This window comes from Chungangia koreensis, from assembly GCF_042651785.1.
Lineage (GTDB): Bacteria > Bacillota > Bacilli > Bacillales_A > Planococcaceae > Chungangia > Chungangia koreensis.
This window is the reverse complement of the sequence record NZ_JBHSEC010000020.1, coordinates 280,926-303,487: the sequence shown is the minus strand read 5'-3', so window position 1 is coordinate 303,487 and position 22,562 is coordinate 280,926. Positions and strand designations below refer to the sequence as shown.

The following is a 22,562-nucleotide window of genomic DNA, read 5'->3' as shown; positions in this document are numbered from 1 at the left end:
TTGCATCTTTAGCTTCAGTAGTTATAATATTAAGTAATTTCGGTCACTTAAACCAATATCAAAAAGTGTATAAATGTATATAGTTTTATTTATATAGATGATGGTCTTTTAGACTTTTAAGGGGAAAATCATGCTTAAAAATATGGGGTACGTTTATTCGGTTTATCTACATAAGAGCTTTTCCAAAGCAGCAGAGGAGTTATATATTTCACAGCCTGCCTTGAGTTCGGCAATTAAAAAAGTAGAAGAAAAAGTTGGACTTCCGATCTTTGATCGAAGCAGCAATCCGGTCCGATTAACACCAGCGGGTGAGTATTACATTGAGTGTATTGAGAAGATCATGGAAATAGAAAATGAAATGAAAACATATTTCAAAAGTTTTGAGGACAATAATCGAAAGGTTATTAATGTAGGTGGCTCTTCCTTTTTTTGTGCGTATACTTTACCTGCAATCGTACAGGAATTTAAAAGAGAATATCCGGATTATACGGTAAACCTCATGGAGGCTAATGCGGATGATTTGATTAAGTGTCTAAGATCGGGTGTTTTTGATGTCATTATTGATGTTGAAAAAAGGGATCCAAAATCGTTTGATTCATTCGTTTGGGCGGAAGAACAAATTCTTTTAGCAGTTCCCAGCTCGTACGATGTAAACGATAAACTGAAAAATTACCGGCTGTCTTTTGATGAAATAGGAAGTGGGAAATACTTAAACGAACTATTTCCGAAAGTGAGCCTGAAGGAATTTGAAAATGAAAACTTTCTCTTATTAAAAAAGGGGAACGATCTTTATTCAAGAGGCCTGAAAATGTGTAGAAGAGCAGGCTTTACTCCCAAGGTGTCAATGTATCTTGACCAATTACTGACCTCTTACTATTTATCCAATAGTGGTAAAGGAATTTCGTTTGTTCGTGCCGGAATCACACGTTACTTGGAACAAACAGACAAACTGTTCTTTTACAAAATTGATGATGAACATTCTGTTCGAAAGATCATGTTGTACTATAGAAAATCAGCACCTCTTTCGAAAGTGGCTACTGACTTCATTGGATTTTTGAATGAAAATAAGCCTTTTGGTATTTGAGGGTACTAACACGTTCAACTTTCATCATAGGTATGAAAAAGATGATCGTATGGGGGGAGGAACTGTGAAAATCATAATACGAGTTGCTGAAGTATTGTTAGGTGCAATCTTTTTAGGTGCTGGATTGAACGGGTACGCTGTTTTATTTGGATTTGAACCATTTGTTCCTACTAGTCCAGCGGCAATGGACTTTTTAGGGAGCGGCTATTTACTTGCTTTAGAAAAAGGGATAGAAATCGTAGCAGGCTTATTCTTAATCATCGGGCGTTTTGTTCCTTTAGCTTTAGTCGTTTTAGCAAGTCTGGTCGTTAACATTTTTGCTTTTCATGTATTTGTTGACTCGGAATTGTTGCTATTGGCAATTGTGGTTGCGCTCTTGGAAGTATTTTTAGCTTGGTGCTACCGGGAATCCTTTAAAGGCTTATTCGAAAGCCAACCGGTGAGAAAGGTAAATTAAACGATGATCACAAAGCTCCTTGGGTGAATCTCAGGAGCTTTTAATAATTGAAGGTAAGTTAGGATGTTTGTACTTCATTAAACTATGTAAGGTACAATTTAAATATGGATTGAGATAAATGAAAAGGCGGTTTTGGTATATGGAAATAGGAATTACAACATTCGTAGAAACGACACCCGAGGTTAATACGGGAAATGTACTAAGTCATGATGAACGGATTCGCAATGTAATCGAAGAAATAGTATTGGCAGATGATGTTGGTTTGGATGTGTTCGGAGTAGGGGAACACCATCGAAAAGATTACGCGGCATCTGCGCCAGCAATTATTTTAGCTGCAGCAGCCTCCAGGACGAAGCGGATCCGATTGACAAGCGCGGTTACTGTCTTATCGTCCGACGATCCTGTGCGGGTGTTCCAACAGTTTTCCACTCTTGATGCGATTTCAAATGGACGTGCAGAAATCATGGCTGGGCGAGGTTCATTCATCGAGTCATTTCCTCTATTTGGACAAGACCTTAAAGATTATAACGAGCTATATGAAGAGAAGTTGGATTTACTGTTAAAGGTTAGGGAATCCGAAATGGTGACGTGGGAGGGTGAACATCGACCTTCTATTAATAACAGAGGGGTCTATCCACGACCGGTCCAAGATCCACTTCCGGTTTGGATTGCCAGTGGGGGTACACCGGAATCCGTCGCCCGTGCAGGATTATTGGGTCTCCCATTGGTTTTAGCCATTATTGGCGGTAGTCCTCTTCAGTTTGCACCACATGTAGATCTTTACTACCGAGCTGCAAAGCAGGCTGGGCACGATCCATCCAAGTTGACAGTCGCATCCCATTCACATGGATTTGTCGCGGAGACGACCGACATTGCAGTTGAGAAGTTCTTCCCGCCTACTCAACAAGCGATGAATGTATTAGGCAGAGAAAGAGGATGGGGTCCATACACAAGAGCAACATTTGACCAAGCGCGCAGTCTTGAAGGTGCCCTCTATGTTGGAGATGTTGAAACAGTTGCTGAGAAAATTGTCTTCCTCCGACAAAATGTAGGAGTTACGCGATTCATGCTTCACGTACCGGTCGGTTCCATGCCTCATGAAGACGTCATGAAGGCAATCGAATTACTGGGGAAAGAAGTAGCACCCCTTGTCCGGCAACGGGTCGCAGAGTGGGAAAAAGAAGTAGGAGAATAAGTGACGGAGACCCTTCAATCGAAGGGTCTTTTGTTTATGTGAAATGAAAGATGGGTAAATAGAAAGTACACCATAGAGAGAGGAGAACAAAAACATGACAAAACAATGGAATTTCATAATTGAAAATAAACTAATCACAGTTTACGAAAAATGCCCTGAAAAAGCTGAAGAGGCGGCACGAAAAATCTATTTGGAATTACAACAAAATGCGGGATAAGGAACCACCGACCGATTATATGGTTGGTGTTTTTAAATCCTCAAAACAATCATGACGCGTCTGAAAATTACCCTTGACTGAAGAATGATTTCATAGCATAATAATTTATGGCTTTTCCGAAGCCTAACACTCATTTGCCGGTGTGGCGGAATTGGCAGACGCGCACGACTCAAAATCGTGTTCCGAGAGGAGTGTCGGTTCGACCCCGACCACCGGTATATCTTATTGAAACTATGAAACACCTGCAAACGTTGAAATTAACGTTTGCAGGTGTTTTTAGTAATACAGGTTATATAGATCCATGCACATAGTACTCGACTATTTCTAAATCATCTTTGGTTTGTATATGTGTGAATTGTTCCCCTCAACACATGTGCCGAGGGGAATTTACTAATCCGTAATGGCGATTAATTTACGTTCACGTAAATGTTTTTTAATGGGATGTTAATGGTGTCTGAGATTTTTTCTCTAATCGTTTGTTGCAGATTACTATCATTTTCCATTGCTGAAATCACTTGAATCATTGTGAAGACTTCGGATTCGTTCGTACACCAAACTTTAATATCTTTAACGGTTAGATTGTTTTCGACGTCTTTGACTACCTGTTCAATAGTAGTTACGGAATAACCGTTAGGTGTACCTTCCATCAATATATTGAATGCTTCCTTCGTAATCTTTAGTCCACCAACAATAATGATGATTGAAGTAATGATACTCCCAATAGGATCTAACCAAGTCAGTCCAAAATATTTAATTCCCAAAGCGGCAATGACAACACTCACACTTGTGAATAAGTCAGCTAAAACGTGAAGCATCGCACTTTTAACATTCAAGTTTGAATTTGCCTTAGAAAGAATGTATCCGACAATCCCGTTTATGACCAACCCGATTGTACCGACGACTAACATTTGGTTGGGGAAGATCTCTATTGGATTCACCATCCGGCTGATCGCTTCCGTAATGATAAAGATCGGAATGATCAATAAAGTTAATCCATTGATAAATGCAGCGATGGGTTCGAATCTTTTGAAGCCGAATGTCTTGTTTTTGGTTGCTGCTTTAGTAGCCATAATGGTAGCGATTAGAGAGAGGATCAACGATATGGCATCCGAGCCCATATGAACGCCGTCGCCCATCATCATTAAGGAGCCGGATATAAATCCATAAAGGATTTCAATGAAAGCAAAGAACAGAGTTAAAGAAGCCGCCCAGATGAAAAGAGTCTTATTCTTTTTGTATTTTAATGTATCTTCCGGCAAGTGATTCACTCCCTAAATTATAATCATTATAATTTAATTTTAATTCTAATGGATTGCCTTGTCAATCCAATTGATAATTTAATTATCTAATTGAGAATGAATATCATCGTCACTTTAAACACTGCCTCAGAAATTAAAAAATCCGATACCATGTTTTTAAAAAAGAAAAAGGAGGTAGTGGCCTCCTGTGCTTTCGATTATTTAATCGGGTAACTTCCTCACCGCCTATACATTATTCTCTATGGAACAATTACTTAGCTTACAAACAGACGGTCTTTAAGTTATGCTTTTTCCCTTTTAAGAAGAATAATAGATGCGATGATATAAACAAATGAAATCAAATAGAATAGACTTGCAACTGTTAAGAAATCAATTAAGTAGCCTGTTAGAATAATGCCGAACGCACTCCAAAGTGAAATGTGCAGATGGTAGTTTCCAATCTGCTTACCAGCAGTGTCAGGCTCATTAGTACGAGCTAAGAATGCTTTTTCTGTATTTTTTTGAATCGCACCCAGGATCCCCATGATGATCTGTATTATATACACTTGCCACACAAGATAGAGAAGCGGGATTACCAACATGATAGCTGCCATGCCTAATGTATAAATAAGCAGCATATTCTTATCACCAAACCGATCTCCAAGACGACCGATGACCGGATAGGAAAGGGCAGCGGTTAAGGTAAACAACCCATAGGCCCACCCAAATTGAGAATAGCTATCCCCAACATTTTTAATGAACAATAAATAAAACGGAAAGACCAGACTACTTGCTGTGAATATGATGCTTTGGCTGATGAGAAACTGACGGAAATTCATTGGCTGTACTCCTTATAAAAAAGGTTCATAAAAACTTCATTTGGATCGAAGTGTTTCTTCAGCTGGAAAAACTCACTGTTTCGAGGATAGGCCTCGTCCATTTGTTCCTGCGTAGGGTAAGGATAATAGGGCAAGTAATACGAACCATCATGCTTTAAGGTAACATCGATCATTTTCTGGATCACATTTCCCGTTTTTTCAATTTCACTTTTACTTTTTCCTTGATTAATTAACAAGACAAGAGCAAACATATCTTCTTTAGCATAAGACATTACTGCTTCTTCGTCCTCATTGACATAACGGACTGTGATATTCAGTAGATTTAGCTCCTCTTCTTCAAGTACTCCTCGTAAATCATCGATATAGTTAGTAAATCCATCAACTGGAACAAAATACTCTTGCAAGATTTCTGTTTTGTTCGGGTTTTCATACTCCATAAATTTACTGGCTCCACGCATGGCATTGTTACGTGTAATGTAGTTGCCATCTTGTCCGACATATAATTTTTCTTGTAATTCCCAAAGCAGGTTCTTTTTAGAGTCGCTATAGCGTGAAAGCCCGAGCATAAATTTTTGAGGTGCAACAAGTTTTTCTCTTTTTAACTTTGTATAATTCCCTAAGAGATCTTGGTTCTCTACAAATTCATAATCTGTCACATACATATTTCGAAGTAAGGTATCTGGAGCTACGGATATTCTCGCAATATGCATTCGAATATCATCATTTTGTTGAACTTCATTCTTGAAATAATTCGGATAATCTTCGTAATCGATTGATTTTGAACGGATTTGATAAAGTTCATCATCTGTCAGATGCAAGGTAACATCGAGAATAATACCGAATAGACCATATCCACCAATAACTAAAGGGAATAGCTCACTATTTTCAGTTCGACTGACATTGATAATCTTTGCTTCAGGAGTGAGAAGCCTGAACGATTCTATGCTTTTAATAAGAGAACCATAGCGAATATCTCTTCCATGGGCATTCACACTGATCGATCCACCGATAGTAAATATATTTTGTGACTGCATGACACGAACCGAGAGGTGATCGGGGTTAATCTTCTCCTGGATATCCTCCCAGGTAGCTCCGCTTTGAACGGTAATCGTTTTTTCATTAGGATCATATTCAAGGATTCTATCATAATTCTTCATATCGACCACTGTGGCATTCGGATAGTATGTATGGCCACCCTGGCTATGCTGCATCCCAGCGACGGAAATCTTTTCATCTTGATCGATTGCGTTTTTCAGCCAGTTTTGCATTTTCTCTTCACTTGTAGCACGATGAACCTGTTTAATCTTAGTAGGCAGCAATTGACCGGCATCTTCCAAGATGACCGGCTTATGACTAAAGAGCCAAAGGGAAAATAGTAATCCTGCTCCATACAGTAGGCAAATGAGTAGTATACTTTTTCTCACTATAAATCTCCTTAAATTTGGTATATAAAGTATAACTTTAAAAGAATCTTCCTACAATGACCTCCGTTTCCTAATTGTATGTAAAAGAAAATCCCCCTCAACATAAGTGTTGAAGAGGATTGATTATTCGACTAACAGGAAAAGAAGGCATTTTACGAAGCCTATTCTTGATTCTTAATAAAAACTTCTCTTATTGCATCGCGTAATAATGGAGTCGGTACACCTACGCTAAAGAGATGCAGCTCATGCATCGCTCTTGTACAAGCGGTATAGAAGATTCTCCTCAAACTTTCATCTCCGTATACGTTCGCCGATGCATCATAGATGATGACAGCGTCAAATTCGATTCCTTTAGATAAATATGATGGGATTACTACGATGCCTTGTTCATATTCACTGGAGCCACTTTTAATAAGTTTGAGATCGTCAATGTTTAACGACTCATACGCACGTCTGCTTTCTTCAGCGGATTTACAGATAATCGCAATGGTGTTGAAACCACGACTTTGTAAATCCGATACTTTTGAAGCGATCTGACTGTGCAGTTCTTCATAATCACCGACCCGTTTCAGAAGTGGCGGCTCTCCATCACGTTCAAAGGGAATAATGCTTTCTCCGTTCGGAACGAGACTACGTGTAAATTCAATAATTGGTTTAGTTGAACGGTAACTCCTCGAAATTTGAATGAACTCCGACTCCTCCGGTCCGTAAAGATTCGTCAGTGTATGAAAATCAACGCGTTCACTCGCATGAGCAAAAATGGCCTGATTGAAATCGCCTAAAACGGTCATTCTTGCCATTGGGAACAAACGCTTTAGAAACTCAAATTGGAATGGAGAATAATCCTGAGCCTCATCGATGACAATGTGTTTAATGGAATTGTTCGTTTGGAAGCCTAAAATAAGTTCTTGCAGCAGTAAGAAGGGAGTGGCATCTTCATAGAGTAGTTTATTGACCTCTAACTGTTCCACGGTCAATTGACAAATGGCTGGCCAGTTTTTCGGAAGGTCTTCTTCACTCCATTTATTCAAAAAGAGCTGTTTGTATATGCCCTTCAAATCGATGAATTCCAACGAGCGGATTCGTTTTCTTACAGACTTCAATCTTTGTTGAACAATCAGATTGGCAAGTGCTTTTGGTTCGATTTCGTAGTCAGCAACCGACTCCCGACTGTAACCTCGTTTTTTCGCTAAGAAGTTTCGCGCCTTATAATATTGTTCGTCACTGAGCAGCTCAATCTCATCCTGAACCCATTGTTTTGACCTTTCGTTTCTTTGGAGTTCATTGATTTCTTTAAGCAGCCAATCCTTCAGACTTTCAAGTCGATTATAAAATTTGAGATCGGTGTCATGATTGTAGAATTGCTCTTCAATTTGTTGGGCTGTAACGATCGGTTTCCCTTTGAAAGTAATATCTTTAAACAGCATTCCCGAAGTTTCTAAAGACTGCCGATAGGTATGAATGGCATCAGCAAAACGAGTGGATGCTTTAAATCGGATACTTTCAAGCCGTGCTTGATAAGAAGGGGAATCTGTTTTAGATAATACATACTCCAATTGATCGTATGGATTCTCAATTTGAAAATCTCTGCTTAAGCGATGATCCAAATATTCCTGGAAGGTGGCCTGTTCCATATTTTCCTCACCGAGTTCCGGCAGCACATTCGAGACATATTGGCTAAACATCGTATTAGGGGAAAAAAGGATGATTTGATCCGCCTTGAGTCGGTCACGGTATTTGTATAGTAAATAAGCGATTCGCTGCATGGCTGCCGATGTTTTCCCGCTTCCTGCAGCACCTTGAACGACGAGTAATCTGCCGCGATCGTGACGGATAATCCGGTTTTGTTCTTGTTGAATCGTAGCTACGATACTGTGCATCTGTTTGTCGGTGCCTTTACCTAAGACTTGTTGTAGGATTTCGTCTCCGATCGTGAGACTCGTATCGAACATCGATTGAAGAACTCCGTGCCGGATTAAATATTGCATTTTCTTCTCTAAAGTCCCTTGGATGACGCCCATGGGAGTTGTATAATTTGCCGGACCAGGCTGGAAATCATAGTAGACACTTGAAATTGGAGCCCGCCAGTCGTAAATGAGAAAATCTTCATTATGTGGATCTCGAAGAGAAGAGATGCCAATATAGACTTGTTCCTGTGTTGTAGAACCATCTTCCGTAAAGTCGATTCGTCCAAAGTAGGGGATTTCCTTCATTCGACGAAGCGTGGACAAACGTTTGGACGCATGCCGATGAGTACTTTGGCTAACTGACAAAGCCTGGGCCTCTTGCCTCAAACCGATGATGGTCTCAAGATAATCATCGAAGGTATCTGTATTCACCCTGACCTCATCCCAAAAATGTTTGCGGATGGTTACGACTTCGTTTTTGCGCATCGACGTTTCTTTTTCTAATTTGCCGATTTCCTGTTGGATCGCCTCCAATACAGCACCAACACGTCTTTGCTCTAACTCAAATTCCTTGTTCAAAGCAACCCCTCCTAAATAATTTTGTAAAAAGGTTGACTTGCATATGGATTGCACTGTATAATTAAAATAGGGAATAGTATGTGGTGAGGAAATAACAGTGCATATCTATATAAATTTACCATATAAGCGCACCATTATCAATGCTTTTATTAATATAAACGCGAAGAGCTGAGACATTTGTCTTGGCTTTTTTTAATCCCATTTAGGAATAATGACTATTTAGTTGCAGTCAGGGAAAAAGTAATCATATCGCGATTTGTGTATGAATCATTTTAGAACACAAACACTATTTGCATGTTAAATCATGGTTTGGAGTGAAAAGATGATACTCAGATTTGGCTATGTCTCAATGGCTCTCGCACTTTGGGAAGCATCTCCTTCCAGAACATGTACATTTACAAATTGGAAGAAGTTAAATGAAGAATGCAGATTGGAAAAGCTCTATGAACTAACGGAACAAAATTTAAGAAATACCATACGAATTTTACATTATAACATCGCACATGAAATTGAAGTGTATCGCATGTCATCCTCACTCATTCCGTTAGCCGCCCATCCGGAAGTTGAGTGGGAATATATCGATCCTTTCAGAGAATTATTTTTAGAAATCGGCACATTGGTCAAAAAACATAAGTTACGGGTCAGTTTCCATCCTGGACAGTACACGTTATTTACAAGCCCCCAAAAACATATAACCGCTAATGCTATTATCGATTTGACGTATCATTATCGGATGTTAGAAGCGATGGGTCTCCATGAGGACAGTACCATGAATATTCATGTTGGGGGTGCATATGGCAATAAGGAAGCTGCCATCGAACGTTTCGACCATAATTTTCCGAAGCTCGATCAGAATATCCGGATGAGAATGACGTTGGAGAATGATGATCGGACTTACACAGCTGAGGAAACGTTGAGAGTTTGTGAACGTCATGGCACCCCTTTTGTATTCGATTATCATCATCATTGGGCAAATTCTGTGGATACGGAGTTTGAAGACTTATTGCCACGGATTTTTGCAACGTGGGAGAGGACGGGATTAGTTCCTAAATTCCATTTATCCTCCCCTAAGTCCGAGAAATTGATACGGGCGCATGCGGATTACGTCGATATCGATTTTGCGATGCCTTTCATAAAAGCATTAAAGGCCTATGGCCAATCTGCTGATATCATGATTGAATCGAAAATGAAGGACCAAGCGGCCTTGAAAATCGTCGAAGAGGTAGGTAAAGCTCGTGGTTTTAAAAGGATTAAGGGCGGGACGATCGAGGCATAGGTGTTGGACAAACAATATGATACTTTTATCTTATAAGGGTTCCCCATATCGGAGGACCCTATTTATTTTGTGAAATTTTTGTCATACTATTCTTATAATCTCTTAGAGGAGTATACATACCAGTAGTAATACCTCAATTGAAGAACTCAATACTCAGAATGGGGGAAATGTAAACATTGAAGAATTTGAGAGCAACATTGACAGTCATGATTGCTTTATTACTAATGTTATCAATCGGTGCAGCTCCAACAGAGGCCAGTCACTTTTCAGATTTGAAGGGTGAAGAACAAACGGAAGCAGTCCATTCCCTCGTCGAAAAGGACATTATTAAGGGGTATGAAGATGGCACTTTCCGACCGAATACTCCGGTTTCAAGAAGCCAAGTCGTAAAGTTTTTGGGAAGATGGCTGCAATATAACGGCTACATGGTTCCGGAGGATGCTGCAACCGAACGTCGTTTTGAAGATGTAGATCTAAAAAACGATGTTGAATTAGCTAATCTGGCCGCTTTAGTCCAGGAAGAGAGTATTTTCTTAGGATCTGAAGGGTATTTGGACGGTTCGGGAACAATGCAGCGTAAACATATGGCGTTAGTATTAGTTCGTTCTATTAAATCAGTCTATGGAAATGACTTAATCCAAGAATATAAGGCTGCTAACTTCCAGCCGACCGTGAAAGATTTGGACAAAGCGGGTGGCGTTGAACAGAAGGAAGCGATTATCGCCTTAGACTATGCAGATTTGACGAATGTGGAAGTGTTTAATCCGTCTGGTACGATCACGCGTGGACAGTTTGTTGCATTTTTACATAGAACAATTGAAAAATATCATCAAAATGGGACAGAGGAAGAGACTCCATCTTTGCCAGCCTTCGATCCTGCAGGATCCAATACGATTACGATTGCCTCAGGGACTCCACTCTATAGTTCCCGAAATATGAAAAATGTCATTGGAACTTGGCAAGATGGTGAGCGTCCAGTTATTTTCAATAGTATAGAAGACGAAGGAATACTCGTAATTCGTATTGCCGGCGAAAAATACTATATTTTTTCGAATCAAGGAACTATACAAACGGAACGACCTGTTTCAGACGTGGGAGAAGCAATCGGTGCGGTCCGTACAACGAACGATTTTACGATATTGAGTGAACCTCATGGCAGAGTATTGATGAAAGGTTTACGCCAAACAAATGTTGAAGTTTTGCGTGTGGAAAACGGTTTTTATGTGGTAGAAACAGCTGCTGGTATTGGCTATATTCCGATTAATCAAGCTGCACCTAATAGCAAAAGTAACTTGATCATACATACGGATACACCGTTATTGATCAAATCCGGAAGTACATATAATCAAATTGGTACATTGAAAGCGAATGCAGTGGTCAAGCCTAATGGAGCTTCAGGTCAATATAGAGTTATTTCAGCAAACGGCAAAAGCTACTTTTTCGATCAAACTTCAGCTTTAGAAACAACAAAAACAGTATCACTTGGTAAGCTTATTAAAGCGGTTTTTCCAACACGGTTAATAGCAGAGAAAGATGCAACGATTAAAACAGCAAGCGACCAACTTGTCGGGACTTTGAAAAAGGGGCAGGATGTAACACTGCTAAATATCGACGGTCAAGCAGGTTTGATCGAATTTGCAGGTGGAACAGGAAGGGTCAACTTAAGTGAATTTATTCACAGTGATTTAGTTTCACCGAAAAAGAGTATTACGCATAAAGAAATGTCATACCATTTAAAAGTGATTTCGATGTTGTATCCCGAATTCACCGAGTTAGTCCAAATTGATACATCAACGGAAGGCCGGGCAATCTATGCTTTGCGATTAGGAAACGGGAAGAAAGAAATCTTAATGGATGCCTCGATGCATGCCAGGGAGCATATGACGACCAATGTCCTCCTGGAGATGATCGATCAGTATTCATACCATTATGTACGCAGTTCGAAGTTCGGGTCCTACAATGTAAAGAGATTGTTAGACCAAACAAAAATTTGGTTCATTCCGATGATGAATCCGGATGGGGTCACATTGGTACAAGGCGGACCAAATGCAGTGAAAAGCGGCAGCTCCGTTCGGAAAATCAATAACAGCACCAATTTTGCACGGTGGAAAGCGAATATTCGGGGAGTGGACTTAAATCGAAACTTTGAAGGTGGCTGGCGATACGAAGATACAACAAATGGTCCAGCCTATAAAAATTATAAAGGACCTTTTGTGTTTTCGGAACGGGAATCGAAAGCTTTCCGTAATTTCGTTTCCGAACATACTTTTAAGTCTTATATTTCCTACCACTCTTCCGGACAAATCATTTATTGGTCACATAACCAAGGAGCTTCAGCAGCTAAACGGGACCGTGCTTTGGCTACCAAAATCAGCGGTGTAACGGGTTATAAAGTTATGGCACCATTGAATGACAAAGGGTCAGGAACTTCAACGGATTGGTTCATTCAGACATATAAAATGCCAGGCATCACGGTGGAAATTGCACCATTCGTAGGTGAAAAACCGGTGCCGATCAGTTACTGGGATCGGGTTTGGGCTCAGAATAAAACGATAGGTTTATTGTCAGCCCAAGAAGCCAATGCACGATAATGGAATTTTTAGGAAATCAGTTTTGCTTGTGAGCGAGGCTGATTTCTTTTTTTGTGTGAACTCATCTGGACTTTAAAATTTCTTTTGCAGGTGCAAACTCATCTTTTGCGGTTCCGGAGCAATCTTTTGCACCTCCCTAAAGAATGTTCTTCCTATCTAATAACTGTTGAAGTAAAATAAATCGGTAATCATTCCAATGGGGTGGATGGGGGAATAATAGAATGAGAAAGCTGATTTTAGTAGAAGGACTGCCTGGCTCGGGAAAAACAACGACTGCCCAATTAATAGCCGATCAATACAAAGAGAAGGATTATGATGTTCGCCTATTTTTAGAAGGGAATACTCGGCATCCTGCTGATTATGATGCAGTTTCATACTTTACGAGTAAGGAGTTTGAACACTTCATCGGTCAATACTCCTCACTCGCGCGTCAGATTGAACAACATGCAGAAGAAAGGCCAGACGGAATGATTGTAAGATGGGCACATTTGAAGCAAGATATTGGAGATCAATTTGAGTTGGTCCGTGATGAATTACTTCCTCGTGATATTTACGAACTTCCATTGGATTTACATATGGAACTGATGGTAGACAGTTATGAACGTTTCGTTGATCAGGCAATGGTCGAAGATGCCCTTTATATCTTCGAATGCTGTTTCATTCAAAACCCAGTCACGATTGGTTTGATTAAGTATGATGCAACTGAGGAAGTGATCACTTCATATGTAGAACGCCTGGCGAAAATCATTGAGCGCTTGGATCCTTTACTCATATACGTTGAACAAGACGACATCCGAAAGTCTTTCACGAAAGCATTTCATGAACGGCCGAAGGAATGGGCGGAAGGTTTTGTAAACTACTATAATAACCAAGGGTATGGAAAAACAATCGGAGCGGAAGGGTATGAAGGAACGCTCAGCGTACTACAAACCCGAAGTGATTTAGAAAATCGGATTTTCGAACAGTTACCGATGGAAAAATTAAGAATCAATAATTCTGCTTTTAATATGAATGGCATTAAAGAAACCTTAAAGAAAATATTAGATTAAAAATAAAACGCTCCTCCCACAAAACGTGGAGAGGAGCGTTTTTGCGGAGCGGGAATAGAGGATCGAAAATACGAGGCAAGAAGGAACTGGCATCTATGTTAAAATGAAAGAATGTGTGAACGAAAGAATAGTAGTTACTTTCAGCTTAGGAGTGGACATCAGTGAATAAAAAAGACATTGCGAATTTCCGCAAACAATTCAAAGTAGATACAGAATTATTAAAAATACAGGACGTCTTTTATGTGTATATCGTGAAGGAGTCTGACGTCATTTACCATCATGAAAGCATTCCGTTTGAAATGCTGGAAAAGGAACAGCAGGAGTTATTCATCGATAGCTTCAAAAGTGTCCTAACTGGACAATTGGACGAAAAGTTATTTGAATTGAAGTTCCAGCGTGATGTGGAAAATAGCAGCCAACTCATTCTCCATCAAGGATTATTGGCAAGCGATACAGAAGACTGGAAAGCGCAAATGCTCCGGATGGTTGAGAAGATGATGAAGGACAAGCAATATGAGATGGATGTTGTCATTACATTTGTCCGGGGAGAATATCGGAAACCAGTAAAATCAAGGAATGACGAGGCTGAAGTAAGTGAAATGGATTCCGTGTATTCTCATTCCTTTATTCTTTGCAGTGTCAACAAAACCCAAGAACCGAGAAAAGAATTACTCTTCGATTATGCGGAAAAAGGATTCAAATATAATATCGTCGTCGATCCAATCATCAATTTAAAAGCGCCAATCAATGGTTTCTTATTCCCCTGCTTCACTGATCATTATGCCGATGTGAATCACGTGCTATATGCAGCGGGGAAAAAATATGAATTGGACGATCATTTTATTTTAGACGTATTGAATGCTGAGGAAACGATGACTGCCCAAGACGATAAGATCATCTTCGAGGAAATTGTGAAAAAAGTGGCAGGAGATCAACTAAGTACATCGACTCTCTCCAACATGTATGATGAGATTAATCGTGTGATTGAAGAAAATGAGGAAGAAGAAATACCGAAACTGGACTATAAAGATGTAGAGAAGGTCTTAAAAAGCAGTGGTGTACAGGATGTGGATACGGAAAAGGTAGAATTCGCATTCAAGACTGTGTTGGATGATTCCCAATACGAGTTGAAAGCGAGTAACATCATACCAAAACCTACATCGAAGTCCATCAAAATCAAGACGAAATTAGCGGATATTGCGGTAAGTCCACAAGACTTGCGATACGTTCGTCAAGTCATGTTGAATGGAAAACTATGCTTAGTGATCGAGTTGGAGGAAAATACGGTCATTGAAGGTTTCCACATGATTCCGGAAGCATTAGTTGAAAAGTCGAAGGTTGAGCAGGAATAATTTAGATGCATGCTAAAAGAAGAGAGTTAGAAAATCGATCTAAGATTTTCTAACTCTTTTACTTAATTAACGTTTTTCAGTTTTTCATCAAGCAATTCAAATGCTTTCTGTAAATCTTCTTTCGGTACTGATTCGTATAAATCCCCGATGCTTACTTCATATGAACACTCATTCTCGTTAACCTCTTTAACATAGCCCGTCAATCCAATGTTAGACTCCTCATAAACACCTATCAGCACATTCTCGACACTATCTTTCGGCTTTTTAATATGAACATGGAACATATTCGAAACAATTTCTTGTGGTACTGTAAACACGTCATGGCATGAATTATAAAGGGATGCTAACTCAGTAGCCTCTTTATAGTACTGTTCAAACTTATCTTTCCGTTTTTCGTAATAGTAGTCCGAACTAATAATGTATGGATAAAGACTGATTAAATCGCCACCGTGGCGTCTTTTCCATACCTTAGATTCTTCAGTAAATGAATCTTCACCAGCAAGAATTGCTCCCGCAATGCCGCCGATTCCTTTGTAAAATGAAATATACACGCTATCAAATAGACTGCACACTTCTGCAGCAGTTTTTTGATAAAACGGCAATACTTCAAATAATCTTGCTCCATCCAAATGGAGTTTGATACCTTTTTGACGACAATAATTAGAGATTTGTTCGAGCGTTTCAAAGCTTGGCAACTGGCCGCCAATCTCCCGTTGTGGTAACTCAAGTAGAATACACGCTACATCCTCATTCAATTTCAATACATCATCGAATTCTATCACTCTGTGTGAATCTGCAAGATAGAACGTCTCAATATGATGTAATTCCTTTAACCCGTCTTCTTCGTGAATTTCCAAATGGGATAGTGGGTGATAGGCCACTTTATTTACACCTTTTCGGTCACACCATATGCGTAAAGCGATTTGTTGAGCCATCGTGCCGCTTGGGAAAAAAACAGCAGATTCTTTTCCTAAAAGATCGGCCATCTTTCGTTGGAAGTCTTCTATTATTTGACCCTTCCCATATATATCACTTTCGAGTGAGTCATCCACTCCTTCTAATGAGTCCAGGAGTACTTTAAGGTTTCTTTTACCGTTACCACCGACCTGATACGTTGTTTGTTTAAAAACTTCTATTAATGACTTTGCCATTGTGTGTATCCCCTAACTTTTGTTTTGTTCATAAGTATAACAAAGCCATTGCATTAAAGGATTAATGTTATTTTTGTTGAATAAAATAAAAGGGAAGCTTCGTTCGTTATTGAAAATTTTGTTTGGGGTGAGAAGTTGGGAAAATATATAAGTATTTTTATATTAATAATGATGGTTAATGCTTTTTTGTTTATAGCTTTAGTTAGTTTATTGAATGGGAAATATGAGGAAACATCAATTTACGTTTTTGGGATTATTATTGTTATTTTGCTTTCGGCTTTACTCACTGTACTCTTTTACATTGCAATCTTATTAAAGGAAAAGTTGTAACTAATTTTTTTGAGGTTTATTGGACTGGTTGAGAAATTATGGAACTATTTATCGATACAAGTTTAATAACGATAGAGTTGATAAAGAAGAAATTATATTAGAGGATATCAATATTCTTAACAATCGCAATGGTGACATAAAGGAGATATCTAATGGACTACAAAATCGTATTTTTTGATGTGGATGGGACTATTACTAATCATTTGGATGGAACGATTCCGGAAAGCACTAAGAATTCAATTAGAGAATTATTAAACAGTGGAATTAAAGTGGTAGCTGCAACAGGAAGACCATTATCTATGTGCAAAGAATTAGTGGAGTTGGGAATAGATACTTTTATTACAGCTAATGGGGGCTATGCAAAGCATAAGGATGAAGTGATTCATAAGATTCCGCTGGATAAGCAAATTCTCCAGGAAGTATTTGAATTTGCTGCTAAAGAAAATCATGCTCTTTCCTTTTATACTGAGGAATTTAGTATGAACGGCATAAATGACTCAAACATACTAAAGGCACTAAAGGAAACATTGTCATTAAACGAGTATCCTTCTACAAACACGGTAGTTCACAATGAAGAAGTATATTTAATGTGTTTATTTGCGAATGATGAAGACGTACAAAAATACATAAACAGATTTCCTCACCTGACTTTTAAAAGATGGCATCCTTACGTATTAAATGTTCTACAACATGATGTCTCAAAATCAATCGCCATTCAAAAAGTTTTGGACTACTTTGGAATTGAACGATCGGAAGCGGTAGCTTTTGGGGATGGTGAAAATGACATAGATATGTTGGAGCTTGTGGGTCTTGGAGTTGCCATGGGGAATGCAGGTGAAAGACTGAAGAGTATTGCCAACTATGTAACTAAAAATTCCAGTGAGAATGGTATTGAATTCGCACTTGAAAAGTATGGTTTGATCCAAATGAAAACGGTAAAGGTATTCAACTAAAGGCATTTTAGTAGGAAGGAAGAGTAGTTAAGACACGAATGGAGGGAATATTTATGGGTTTTTTTGAGATAATCGTAGTTATCTTAACTGTTTTTGGTTTCTACTTCACACTTACATTTTTCGAACATTTAAAATCTGGCGAGCAAAGAATAGTAAGACAATCAAAATTAGCGGCTGTAATTTGTATTGCTCTGGCTTTAATCTTGTGGTTCCCGCTATAAAACGCGACTGGCTAGTTGAAGAAAGGTAATACAGAAAAAAGAAGATTTGTTCATATATGAGACTATTTTTTTTATAGAGAAATGGGTATTAAAAATGACAAGACGAGGTACTGGAATTGCGTTTATAGCTATATCTGCTTTTTTAATATCCACGAAATATATAAGTGCTACGATCACTGTTTATGAAGACGGAGTAATTCAATATGACGATAAAGGAATACCGGGAAGGCTTTTGCAGTGCACCAATCCAAAGAAGGATACGAGATATTCTATCAGAATATCCTTCATGCTATGAAAACATACGAGAAAAATGAGCATTAAGACCGGATCGTTCGCTGGCTTGATCGGTATTTTCCGGAGTTTACACAAGTCTATCCAACCTTCGGGAAGATGGCCTTTGCTACTCTCGAGAAAACACCGTTACCACAGGATATCGTAGGAAAAACGGCTGAAGAGTTAGTCATCATAAGCATCGCAGAAATCCATTGTGCATCGAATAATGGATAAAAAAAGCTTATGTTTTTCATTAGTTTTAGCGAAGCGTACTCTCGCTTTGGTAATAAAAACAATAAATTCAAAACTATGTTTATAAATAAGGAGAAAAATAAATGTAATCCATAAGAAACAACCCAAGCTATAAGTAGTTAATGTAGATATCCCTCATAAACAAAGGAGAGCTGAAAATGAGAAAACTTGTTCTGTTTTTGCACACATCGCTTGACGGTTTTGTTGAAGGGCCAAACGGTGAAATGGACATTGGCTGGGTTTCCTATGATGCCGATTTGGAGAAACACGCGAAAGAAATTCTGAGTACTGCCGACACTGTCATTTGGGGACGTAGGACTTATCAGATGATGCACAGTTACTGGCCATCTGTGCCATTGAATCCATCAGCTTCGCAGCATGAACGGAATCATGCCGAGTGGATAGAAAAGACAGCTAAAATCGTGTTTTCCACGACGTTGGAGGAAGTCGAATGGAATAATTCCAGACTCGTGAAAGAAGATGTCGAGGAAGAGATCAATAACCTCAAACAGCAGCCAGGCAAGGATATGGTCATCCTCGGCAGTCCAAGGTTCGCACATTACCTTATGCAGCTTGATTTAATTGATGAGTATAAAATTACGGTTTCTCCCGTCTTGATTGGAAAGGGGTTGCCGTTATTCCAAGGTCTCAAGGAGAGGATCAATCTTAAGCTAATCGAAAACAAGACCTTTGATTCTGGAGCCATAGGTCTCGTTTACAAGACGATAAGATGACTTCGTCACTTAAGATGAGGACGCTAACGGGAGAAGATAGCTTAATTAACCGCCTTTTCACAAAGACGGTTTTCTTATGGTCAAATATCATTTAACATAGCCAATAATAAAAGTGGAGACACCTGGAGACAATTTATTGATAGTGACGAAGGACCAAGTGATTGGGAAATGATAACTTTGCCTATGGAATGTCGTCTATAATGTTTTTCTTCTTCAACTACCATGAAAATAAAATTCCCTGATCAACAGAATTTGGCAACACTAAAACAGACGCTTCTCAGTCAATTTTTTAAAAAAGGGGAGAGCGCCAAATCTTTAAACTATTAAGGGTTTATTGATTGGATTAAGATGCATTGGGCTCGGTTAAAGAAACGGTGTATCCTAAACTTTCAAGCCTTCGTAGCGAATGCCGAACGATCGATTGCTGTCTCTTTTTATCAAAGTAATCCTCACCTAAGTCTACGTACATTTCTTTACGGGTTAAGAGATAATAGGCGATACGTAAGATGGCATGAGCGACGACAATTCCTGCCCGTTTCTTTCCTTTTCGTGCAGCGATGCGTCGATACAGTGCTCCAAGATAGTTTTTTGAACCACGGACTGAATGGGCTGCCTCTATTAATGCTGATCTTAAGTACTTATTGCCCTTTTTGGTTTTGGATGATTTCCTTTTTCCAGCGCTTTCATTGTGTCCGGGGACTAATCCTGCCCAAGAACACATGTGGGCCGCGCTTGGAAACTGCTTCTTAATGTCAGTCCCGATTTCAGCTAAAATCTGCTCAGCCATCCTGGTCGCTATGCCGGGAATTGAATCCAAGCGTTCTACATCCTCTTGAAAGGGACGTACCCGTTGAGCGACTTCTTCGTCTAACATCTCGATCTGTTCAGTTAAGAAATCGATGTGTTTTAGAATGGTTTTCAACATCAGGCGTTGATGAGGATTGATATATCCTTTAAGAGCTAAGGCAAGTTCGTCTTTCTTCTTTTTCATTGAACGACGTGCAAAGTTAGCAAGTTTTTCAGGATCTTCTTCGCCGTCGGCGATGGCATCCAACATATCTCTTGCCGAAACACCCATCACATCAGAAACGACAGAACCTAATTTGATATTCGCTCCTTCTAATACCTTTTGAATACGATTAAGCTGTCTCGCACGTTCTTCAATGATGCTCCGACGGTAGCGAACAAGCTCACGTAATTCTCTTTGTTCTCGATCAGGAATATAACTCGCTTTAAGTAGACCATGACGCAAAAGCTTGGCAATCCATTCGGCATCTTTGACATCCGTTTTACGTCCTGGTACAGCCTTCATGTGCTGAGCATTCACAACTAAAAAATCCATATTCTCAGCTTCGATCAAATTCACGATAGGCTTCCAGTAGACGCTCGTGCTTTCCATGGCAACATGCGTGCACTGATGTTGCTTAATCCAATCAACCAACTGTAGTAGGAATACAGTTTTAGTGGAAAACGTCTGAATCTCCTTTCCTTCTGGAGTAATGATGCAAGCAGTGATACTGTCCTTATGGACATCCATACCACATGCTCTTTCAATGACTACTTCCATTGAAACTTCATCCTTTCTACGGCTCGCAATATGATTAGAGGCTGGTGCAGCAACCAGAATAGGATTAATCTACCATGTGTGCTTCCCGTAAGGGAGCGACAGTCAGTGGTGCACCGTGGTCGTTGGAGTCAGACTATAGGATGGGCTCTCACGCACCATAGTTGATCGACCTTCCTCTCCCAGCCGTAGAAATCTATACCCAGGATATAAACATTTTCATTCCCTGTGGTGCAGCACTGATTTTACGCTGCATGAGTGGCTATAGTGGGCTTTAGAGAAAGCGTATCTTTAAAGCTTCTTCTTTATTTAAATGTGTCTCAAGAGAATAGCTTACTAAAAAAACTGAAACCTTTTTTCGCTCAAGGTCGTAGAAAAGTTATAAATAATCAGGAGGCGGTAACGGTGACAAAGACAGAAACTGTACTTTTTAATGTCTCAGCCAATTTGAAAAAAGGAATTGAAACAGTTGGTGGTAAGTTAAAAATTACAGATGATGAAATCATTTTTACTCCTCATAAACTGAATGTACAAAGTGCACCAGTAACAATTAATATCGGAGAGATCAATAGAATCGAAAAAAGAAATAATTTATTTATTGTCCCTAACGGTATGTCTGTCATTGTAAAAGACGGTACTGAGTATAAGTTTGTCGTTAATAAGCGGGACAAATTGGTTGATCATTTAAATCAAACAATAGCCTCAAAATAAAATTTGAGGTTACGCCGGAAAATTTTTTACGCCAAACAACTCGTTTGGCGTTTTGTAATTTTTTTCAAGTAACTATAATACGTAAGGAGTTATATATGTTTAATAAGCATGGAATTTTAGTCAGTTTGTTAATGCTATTTGTAATGGTTCAATTATTATCTGGATGTTCAAAGGGAATTGATGCAAAGGAAGCAGAGGACATAGCGATTCAAACCGCTATAGCAGAAGGTTATGCAAACCCCCGATTATTTACAAAGTACAATGTAGAGACTGACCAAGTATATCAATTTTCTATTAAAGAAAATAAGGATCTAAAAACTTGGAAAGTAACATTAATCACAGATGAAAGAGAATACGTAGAGGGCATGCTTGGAGATATTGTTTATTTTATAGATATTCAAAACGGTGAAATTGTAGATAAGATTAGTGGAGTAGATTGATTTTGAATGTCAGTCGGGAGTAATCTACTTTTTTTGACGGGTGCTAATCCTGAAGGGATTGATGCCCTTTTGAAATTATAAGTACTGATTGGAGGCTGATGATGGTGGAGAACGAAATCTATGCGTATCACTTGGTTACTAAGAAAAAGTTCAGTCTTGGTCAGACAATTAACTTCGACGAGAACCAAAAGAATACCTTGTATAGCTTCTTTTTTGAAAGAGACCAAGTCAATTCTAAAGGCGAAGACTTCATTGATATTCTATACAGTCATTACTCTGATGAGGGATTGAACTTGAATAAAGAAAATGCTGAAGTTGCCATTAAATATGTAAGTCAGACAATTAGAGCTATTAGAGAAGTAATCGTGGAGATGGTGAGGCTACAAGAATACCCGGAATATCCTTCAAGATTATCCTGTTTATATGCTACAAAAAGCTATGAAGAGGCTTTGAAATGGAAAAAGGTGTTCGAATCTTATAACCGGAAGGTTCTACAAATTGTGAAACTACGAGTTAATGGAAGGTCGTTTGAAGGGGATGGAACCCTTTTGCCAAAGGAGGATGGGGTGCCTTTCTCCAAAAAAATAGAACAAGCAAGGGAATATTGGAGAGGAAACGTGAAAAATGAGCTTCCTGAACTTTTGGTTTGCGGGAAAATTGAAGTAGTAGAAATTATTGATGACTTCTCATGCTAAATACTATGCAATAAAAGACAATGGAAAAAT

19 protein-coding genes and 1 tRNA gene are annotated in these 22,562 nt (G+C 39.1%); 14 read left to right on the top strand and 6 right to left on the bottom strand.

Annotation, left to right across the window (positions count from 1 at the left end; translation table 11 throughout):
• Nucleotides 1–130 precede the first annotated feature (130 nt).
• The 5 genes from ACFOZY_RS14515 (at nt 131) to ACFOZY_RS14495 (ending at nt 3,171) form a co-directional block, all read left to right on the top strand.
• The gene (locus tag ACFOZY_RS14515; RefSeq protein WP_378156788.1) at nt 131–1,084 is read left to right on the top strand and encodes a LysR family transcriptional regulator; all 954 of its coding nucleotides are present in this window, start codon (nt 131–133) and stop codon (nt 1,082–1,084) included.
• Between the two features lie 64 nt (nt 1,085–1,148).
• Nucleotides 1,149–1,541, top strand: coding sequence for a hypothetical protein (locus ACFOZY_RS14510; protein ID WP_378156786.1), 393 nt, complete (start codon nt 1,149–1,151; stop codon nt 1,539–1,541).
• Between the two features lie 139 nt (nt 1,542–1,680).
• Nucleotides 1,681–2,736, top strand: a complete 1,056-nt coding sequence (locus ACFOZY_RS14505; protein ID WP_378156784.1) for an LLM class flavin-dependent oxidoreductase — start codon at nt 1,681–1,683, stop codon at nt 2,734–2,736.
• 94 nt (nt 2,737–2,830) lie between these two features.
• Complete coding sequence (locus ACFOZY_RS14500) at nt 2,831–2,953, top strand: hypothetical protein (RefSeq protein ID WP_378156782.1); 123 nt, start codon at nt 2,831–2,833, stop codon at nt 2,951–2,953.
• A 136-nt stretch (nt 2,954–3,089) separates the two neighbouring features.
• A tRNA-Leu gene (locus ACFOZY_RS14495) sits at nt 3,090–3,171 on the top strand.
• A gap of 189 nt (nt 3,172–3,360) precedes the next feature.
• Here the strand turns inward: ACFOZY_RS14495 and ACFOZY_RS14490 are convergent.
• The 4 genes from ACFOZY_RS14490 to helD form a co-directional block, all read right to left on the bottom strand.
• Complete coding sequence (locus ACFOZY_RS14490) at nt 3,361–4,212, bottom strand: cation diffusion facilitator family transporter (protein ID WP_378156780.1); 852 nt, start codon at nt 4,210–4,212, stop codon at nt 3,361–3,363.
• Between the two features lie 281 nt (nt 4,213–4,493).
• Nucleotides 4,494–5,030 carry an MFS transporter gene (locus tag ACFOZY_RS14485; protein ID WP_378156778.1) on the bottom strand — a complete coding sequence of 179 codons (537 nt, stop codon included), beginning with the start codon at nt 5,028–5,030 and terminating at the stop codon, nt 4,494–4,496.
• Nucleotides 5,027–6,454, bottom strand: a complete 1,428-nt coding sequence (locus ACFOZY_RS14480; protein ID WP_378156775.1) for an FAD-binding oxidoreductase — start codon at nt 6,452–6,454, stop codon at nt 5,027–5,029. The genes ACFOZY_RS14485 and ACFOZY_RS14480 overlap by 4 nt, the downstream gene beginning before the upstream one ends.
• 161 nt (nt 6,455–6,615) lie before the next feature.
• Nucleotides 6,616–8,940 (bottom strand): RNA polymerase recycling motor HelD, encoded by a 2,325-nt coding sequence (gene helD / locus ACFOZY_RS14475; protein WP_378156773.1) that lies wholly within the window; start codon nt 8,938–8,940, stop codon nt 6,616–6,618.
• A 322-nt stretch (nt 8,941–9,262) separates the two neighbouring features.
• Here helD and uvsE point away from each other — a divergent pair, with 322 nt between their 5' ends.
• From uvsE to ACFOZY_RS14455, 4 genes are all read left to right on the top strand, one after another.
• Nucleotides 9,263–10,216 (top strand): UV DNA damage repair endonuclease UvsE, encoded by a 954-nt coding sequence (gene uvsE / locus ACFOZY_RS14470; RefSeq protein ID WP_378156771.1) that lies wholly within the window; start codon nt 9,263–9,265, stop codon nt 10,214–10,216.
• Between the two features lie 176 nt (nt 10,217–10,392).
• Complete coding sequence (locus ACFOZY_RS14465; protein WP_378156769.1) at nt 10,393–12,807, top strand: M14 family zinc carboxypeptidase; 2,415 nt, start codon at nt 10,393–10,395, stop codon at nt 12,805–12,807.
• Nucleotides 12,808–13,028: 221 nt separating this feature from the next.
• Nucleotides 13,029–13,856, top strand: a complete 828-nt coding sequence (locus tag ACFOZY_RS14460) for a P-loop NTPase family protein (protein ID WP_378156767.1) — start codon at nt 13,029–13,031, stop codon at nt 13,854–13,856.
• Nucleotides 13,857–14,017: 161 nt separating this feature from the next.
• Nucleotides 14,018–15,208 (top strand): DUF4317 domain-containing protein, encoded by a 1,191-nt coding sequence (locus ACFOZY_RS14455; protein WP_378156765.1) that lies wholly within the window; start codon nt 14,018–14,020, stop codon nt 15,206–15,208.
• A gap of 62 nt (nt 15,209–15,270) precedes the next feature.
• On the opposite strand, the gene ACFOZY_RS14450 is transcribed toward ACFOZY_RS14455, so the two are convergent.
• Complete coding sequence (locus ACFOZY_RS14450; protein ID WP_378156763.1) at nt 15,271–16,359, bottom strand: threonine aldolase family protein; 1,089 nt, start codon at nt 16,357–16,359, stop codon at nt 15,271–15,273.
• Nucleotides 16,360–16,841: 482 nt separating this feature from the next.
• Here ACFOZY_RS14450 and ACFOZY_RS14445 point away from each other — a divergent pair, with 482 nt between their 5' ends.
• Both ACFOZY_RS14445 and ACFOZY_RS14440 read left to right on the top strand, forming a co-directional pair.
• The gene (locus tag ACFOZY_RS14445) at nt 16,842–17,642 is read left to right on the top strand and encodes a Cof-type HAD-IIB family hydrolase (RefSeq protein ID WP_378156761.1); all 801 of its coding nucleotides are present in this window, start codon (nt 16,842–16,844) and stop codon (nt 17,640–17,642) included.
• A 904-nt stretch (nt 17,643–18,546) separates the two neighbouring features.
• Nucleotides 18,547–19,122, top strand: a complete 576-nt coding sequence (locus ACFOZY_RS14440; protein WP_378156759.1) for a dihydrofolate reductase family protein — start codon at nt 18,547–18,549, stop codon at nt 19,120–19,122.
• A gap of 343 nt (nt 19,123–19,465) precedes the next feature.
• Here the strand turns inward: ACFOZY_RS14440 and ACFOZY_RS14435 are convergent, their stop codons facing one another.
• The gene (locus ACFOZY_RS14435) at nt 19,466–20,689 is read right to left on the bottom strand and encodes an IS110 family RNA-guided transposase (RefSeq protein ID WP_378156756.1); all 1,224 of its coding nucleotides are present in this window, start codon (nt 20,687–20,689) and stop codon (nt 19,466–19,468) included.
• Between the two features lie 264 nt (nt 20,690–20,953).
• Here ACFOZY_RS14435 and ACFOZY_RS14430 point away from each other — a divergent pair, with 264 nt between their 5' ends.
• The 3 genes from ACFOZY_RS14430 (at nt 20,954) to ACFOZY_RS14420 (ending at nt 22,532) form a co-directional block, all read left to right on the top strand.
• Complete coding sequence (locus ACFOZY_RS14430) at nt 20,954–21,397, top strand: GRAM domain-containing protein (RefSeq protein ID WP_378156754.1); 444 nt, start codon at nt 20,954–20,956, stop codon at nt 21,395–21,397.
• A 95-nt stretch (nt 21,398–21,492) separates the two neighbouring features.
• Nucleotides 21,493–21,837: a hypothetical protein gene (locus tag ACFOZY_RS14425; protein WP_378156752.1), complete on the top strand. Its 345-nt coding sequence runs from the start codon at nt 21,493–21,495 to the stop codon at nt 21,835–21,837.
• Between the two features lie 98 nt (nt 21,838–21,935).
• Nucleotides 21,936–22,532, top strand: coding sequence for a DUF2441 domain-containing protein (locus ACFOZY_RS14420; protein ID WP_378156750.1), 597 nt, complete (start codon nt 21,936–21,938; stop codon nt 22,530–22,532).
• Nucleotides 22,533–22,562: the final 30 nt, after the last annotated feature.

Coding starts and splice junctions, on each gene's coding strand:
- ACFOZY_RS14515 (WP_378156788.1), top strand. CDS start 131: ATGCTTAAAAATATGGGGTACGTTTATTCGGTTTATCTACATAAGAGC.
- ACFOZY_RS14505 (WP_378156784.1), top strand. CDS start 1,681: ATGGAAATAGGAATTACAACATTCGTAGAAACGACACCCGAGGTTAAT.
- ACFOZY_RS14500 (WP_378156782.1), top strand. CDS start 2,831: ATGACAAAACAATGGAATTTCATAATTGAAAATAAACTAATCACAGTT.
- ACFOZY_RS14485 (WP_378156778.1), bottom strand. CDS start 5,030: ATGAATTTCCGTCAGTTTCTCATCAGCCAAAGCATCATATTCACAGCA.
- uvsE (WP_378156771.1), top strand. CDS start 9,263: ATGATACTCAGATTTGGCTATGTCTCAATGGCTCTCGCACTTTGGGAA.
- ACFOZY_RS14460 (WP_378156767.1), top strand. CDS start 13,029: ATGAGAAAGCTGATTTTAGTAGAAGGACTGCCTGGCTCGGGAAAAACA.
- ACFOZY_RS14450 (WP_378156763.1), bottom strand. CDS start 16,359: ATGGCAAAGTCATTAATAGAAGTTTTTAAACAAACAACGTATCAGGTC.
- ACFOZY_RS14445 (WP_378156761.1), top strand. CDS start 16,842: ATGGACTACAAAATCGTATTTTTTGATGTGGATGGGACTATTACTAAT.
- ACFOZY_RS14440 (WP_378156759.1), top strand. CDS start 18,547: ATGAGAAAACTTGTTCTGTTTTTGCACACATCGCTTGACGGTTTTGTT.
- ACFOZY_RS14435 (WP_378156756.1), bottom strand. CDS start 20,689: ATGGAAGTAGTCATTGAAAGAGCATGTGGTATGGATGTCCATAAGGAC.
- ACFOZY_RS14425 (WP_378156752.1), top strand. CDS start 21,493: ATGTTTAATAAGCATGGAATTTTAGTCAGTTTGTTAATGCTATTTGTA.
- ACFOZY_RS14420 (WP_378156750.1), top strand. CDS start 21,936: ATGATGGTGGAGAACGAAATCTATGCGTATCACTTGGTTACTAAGAAA.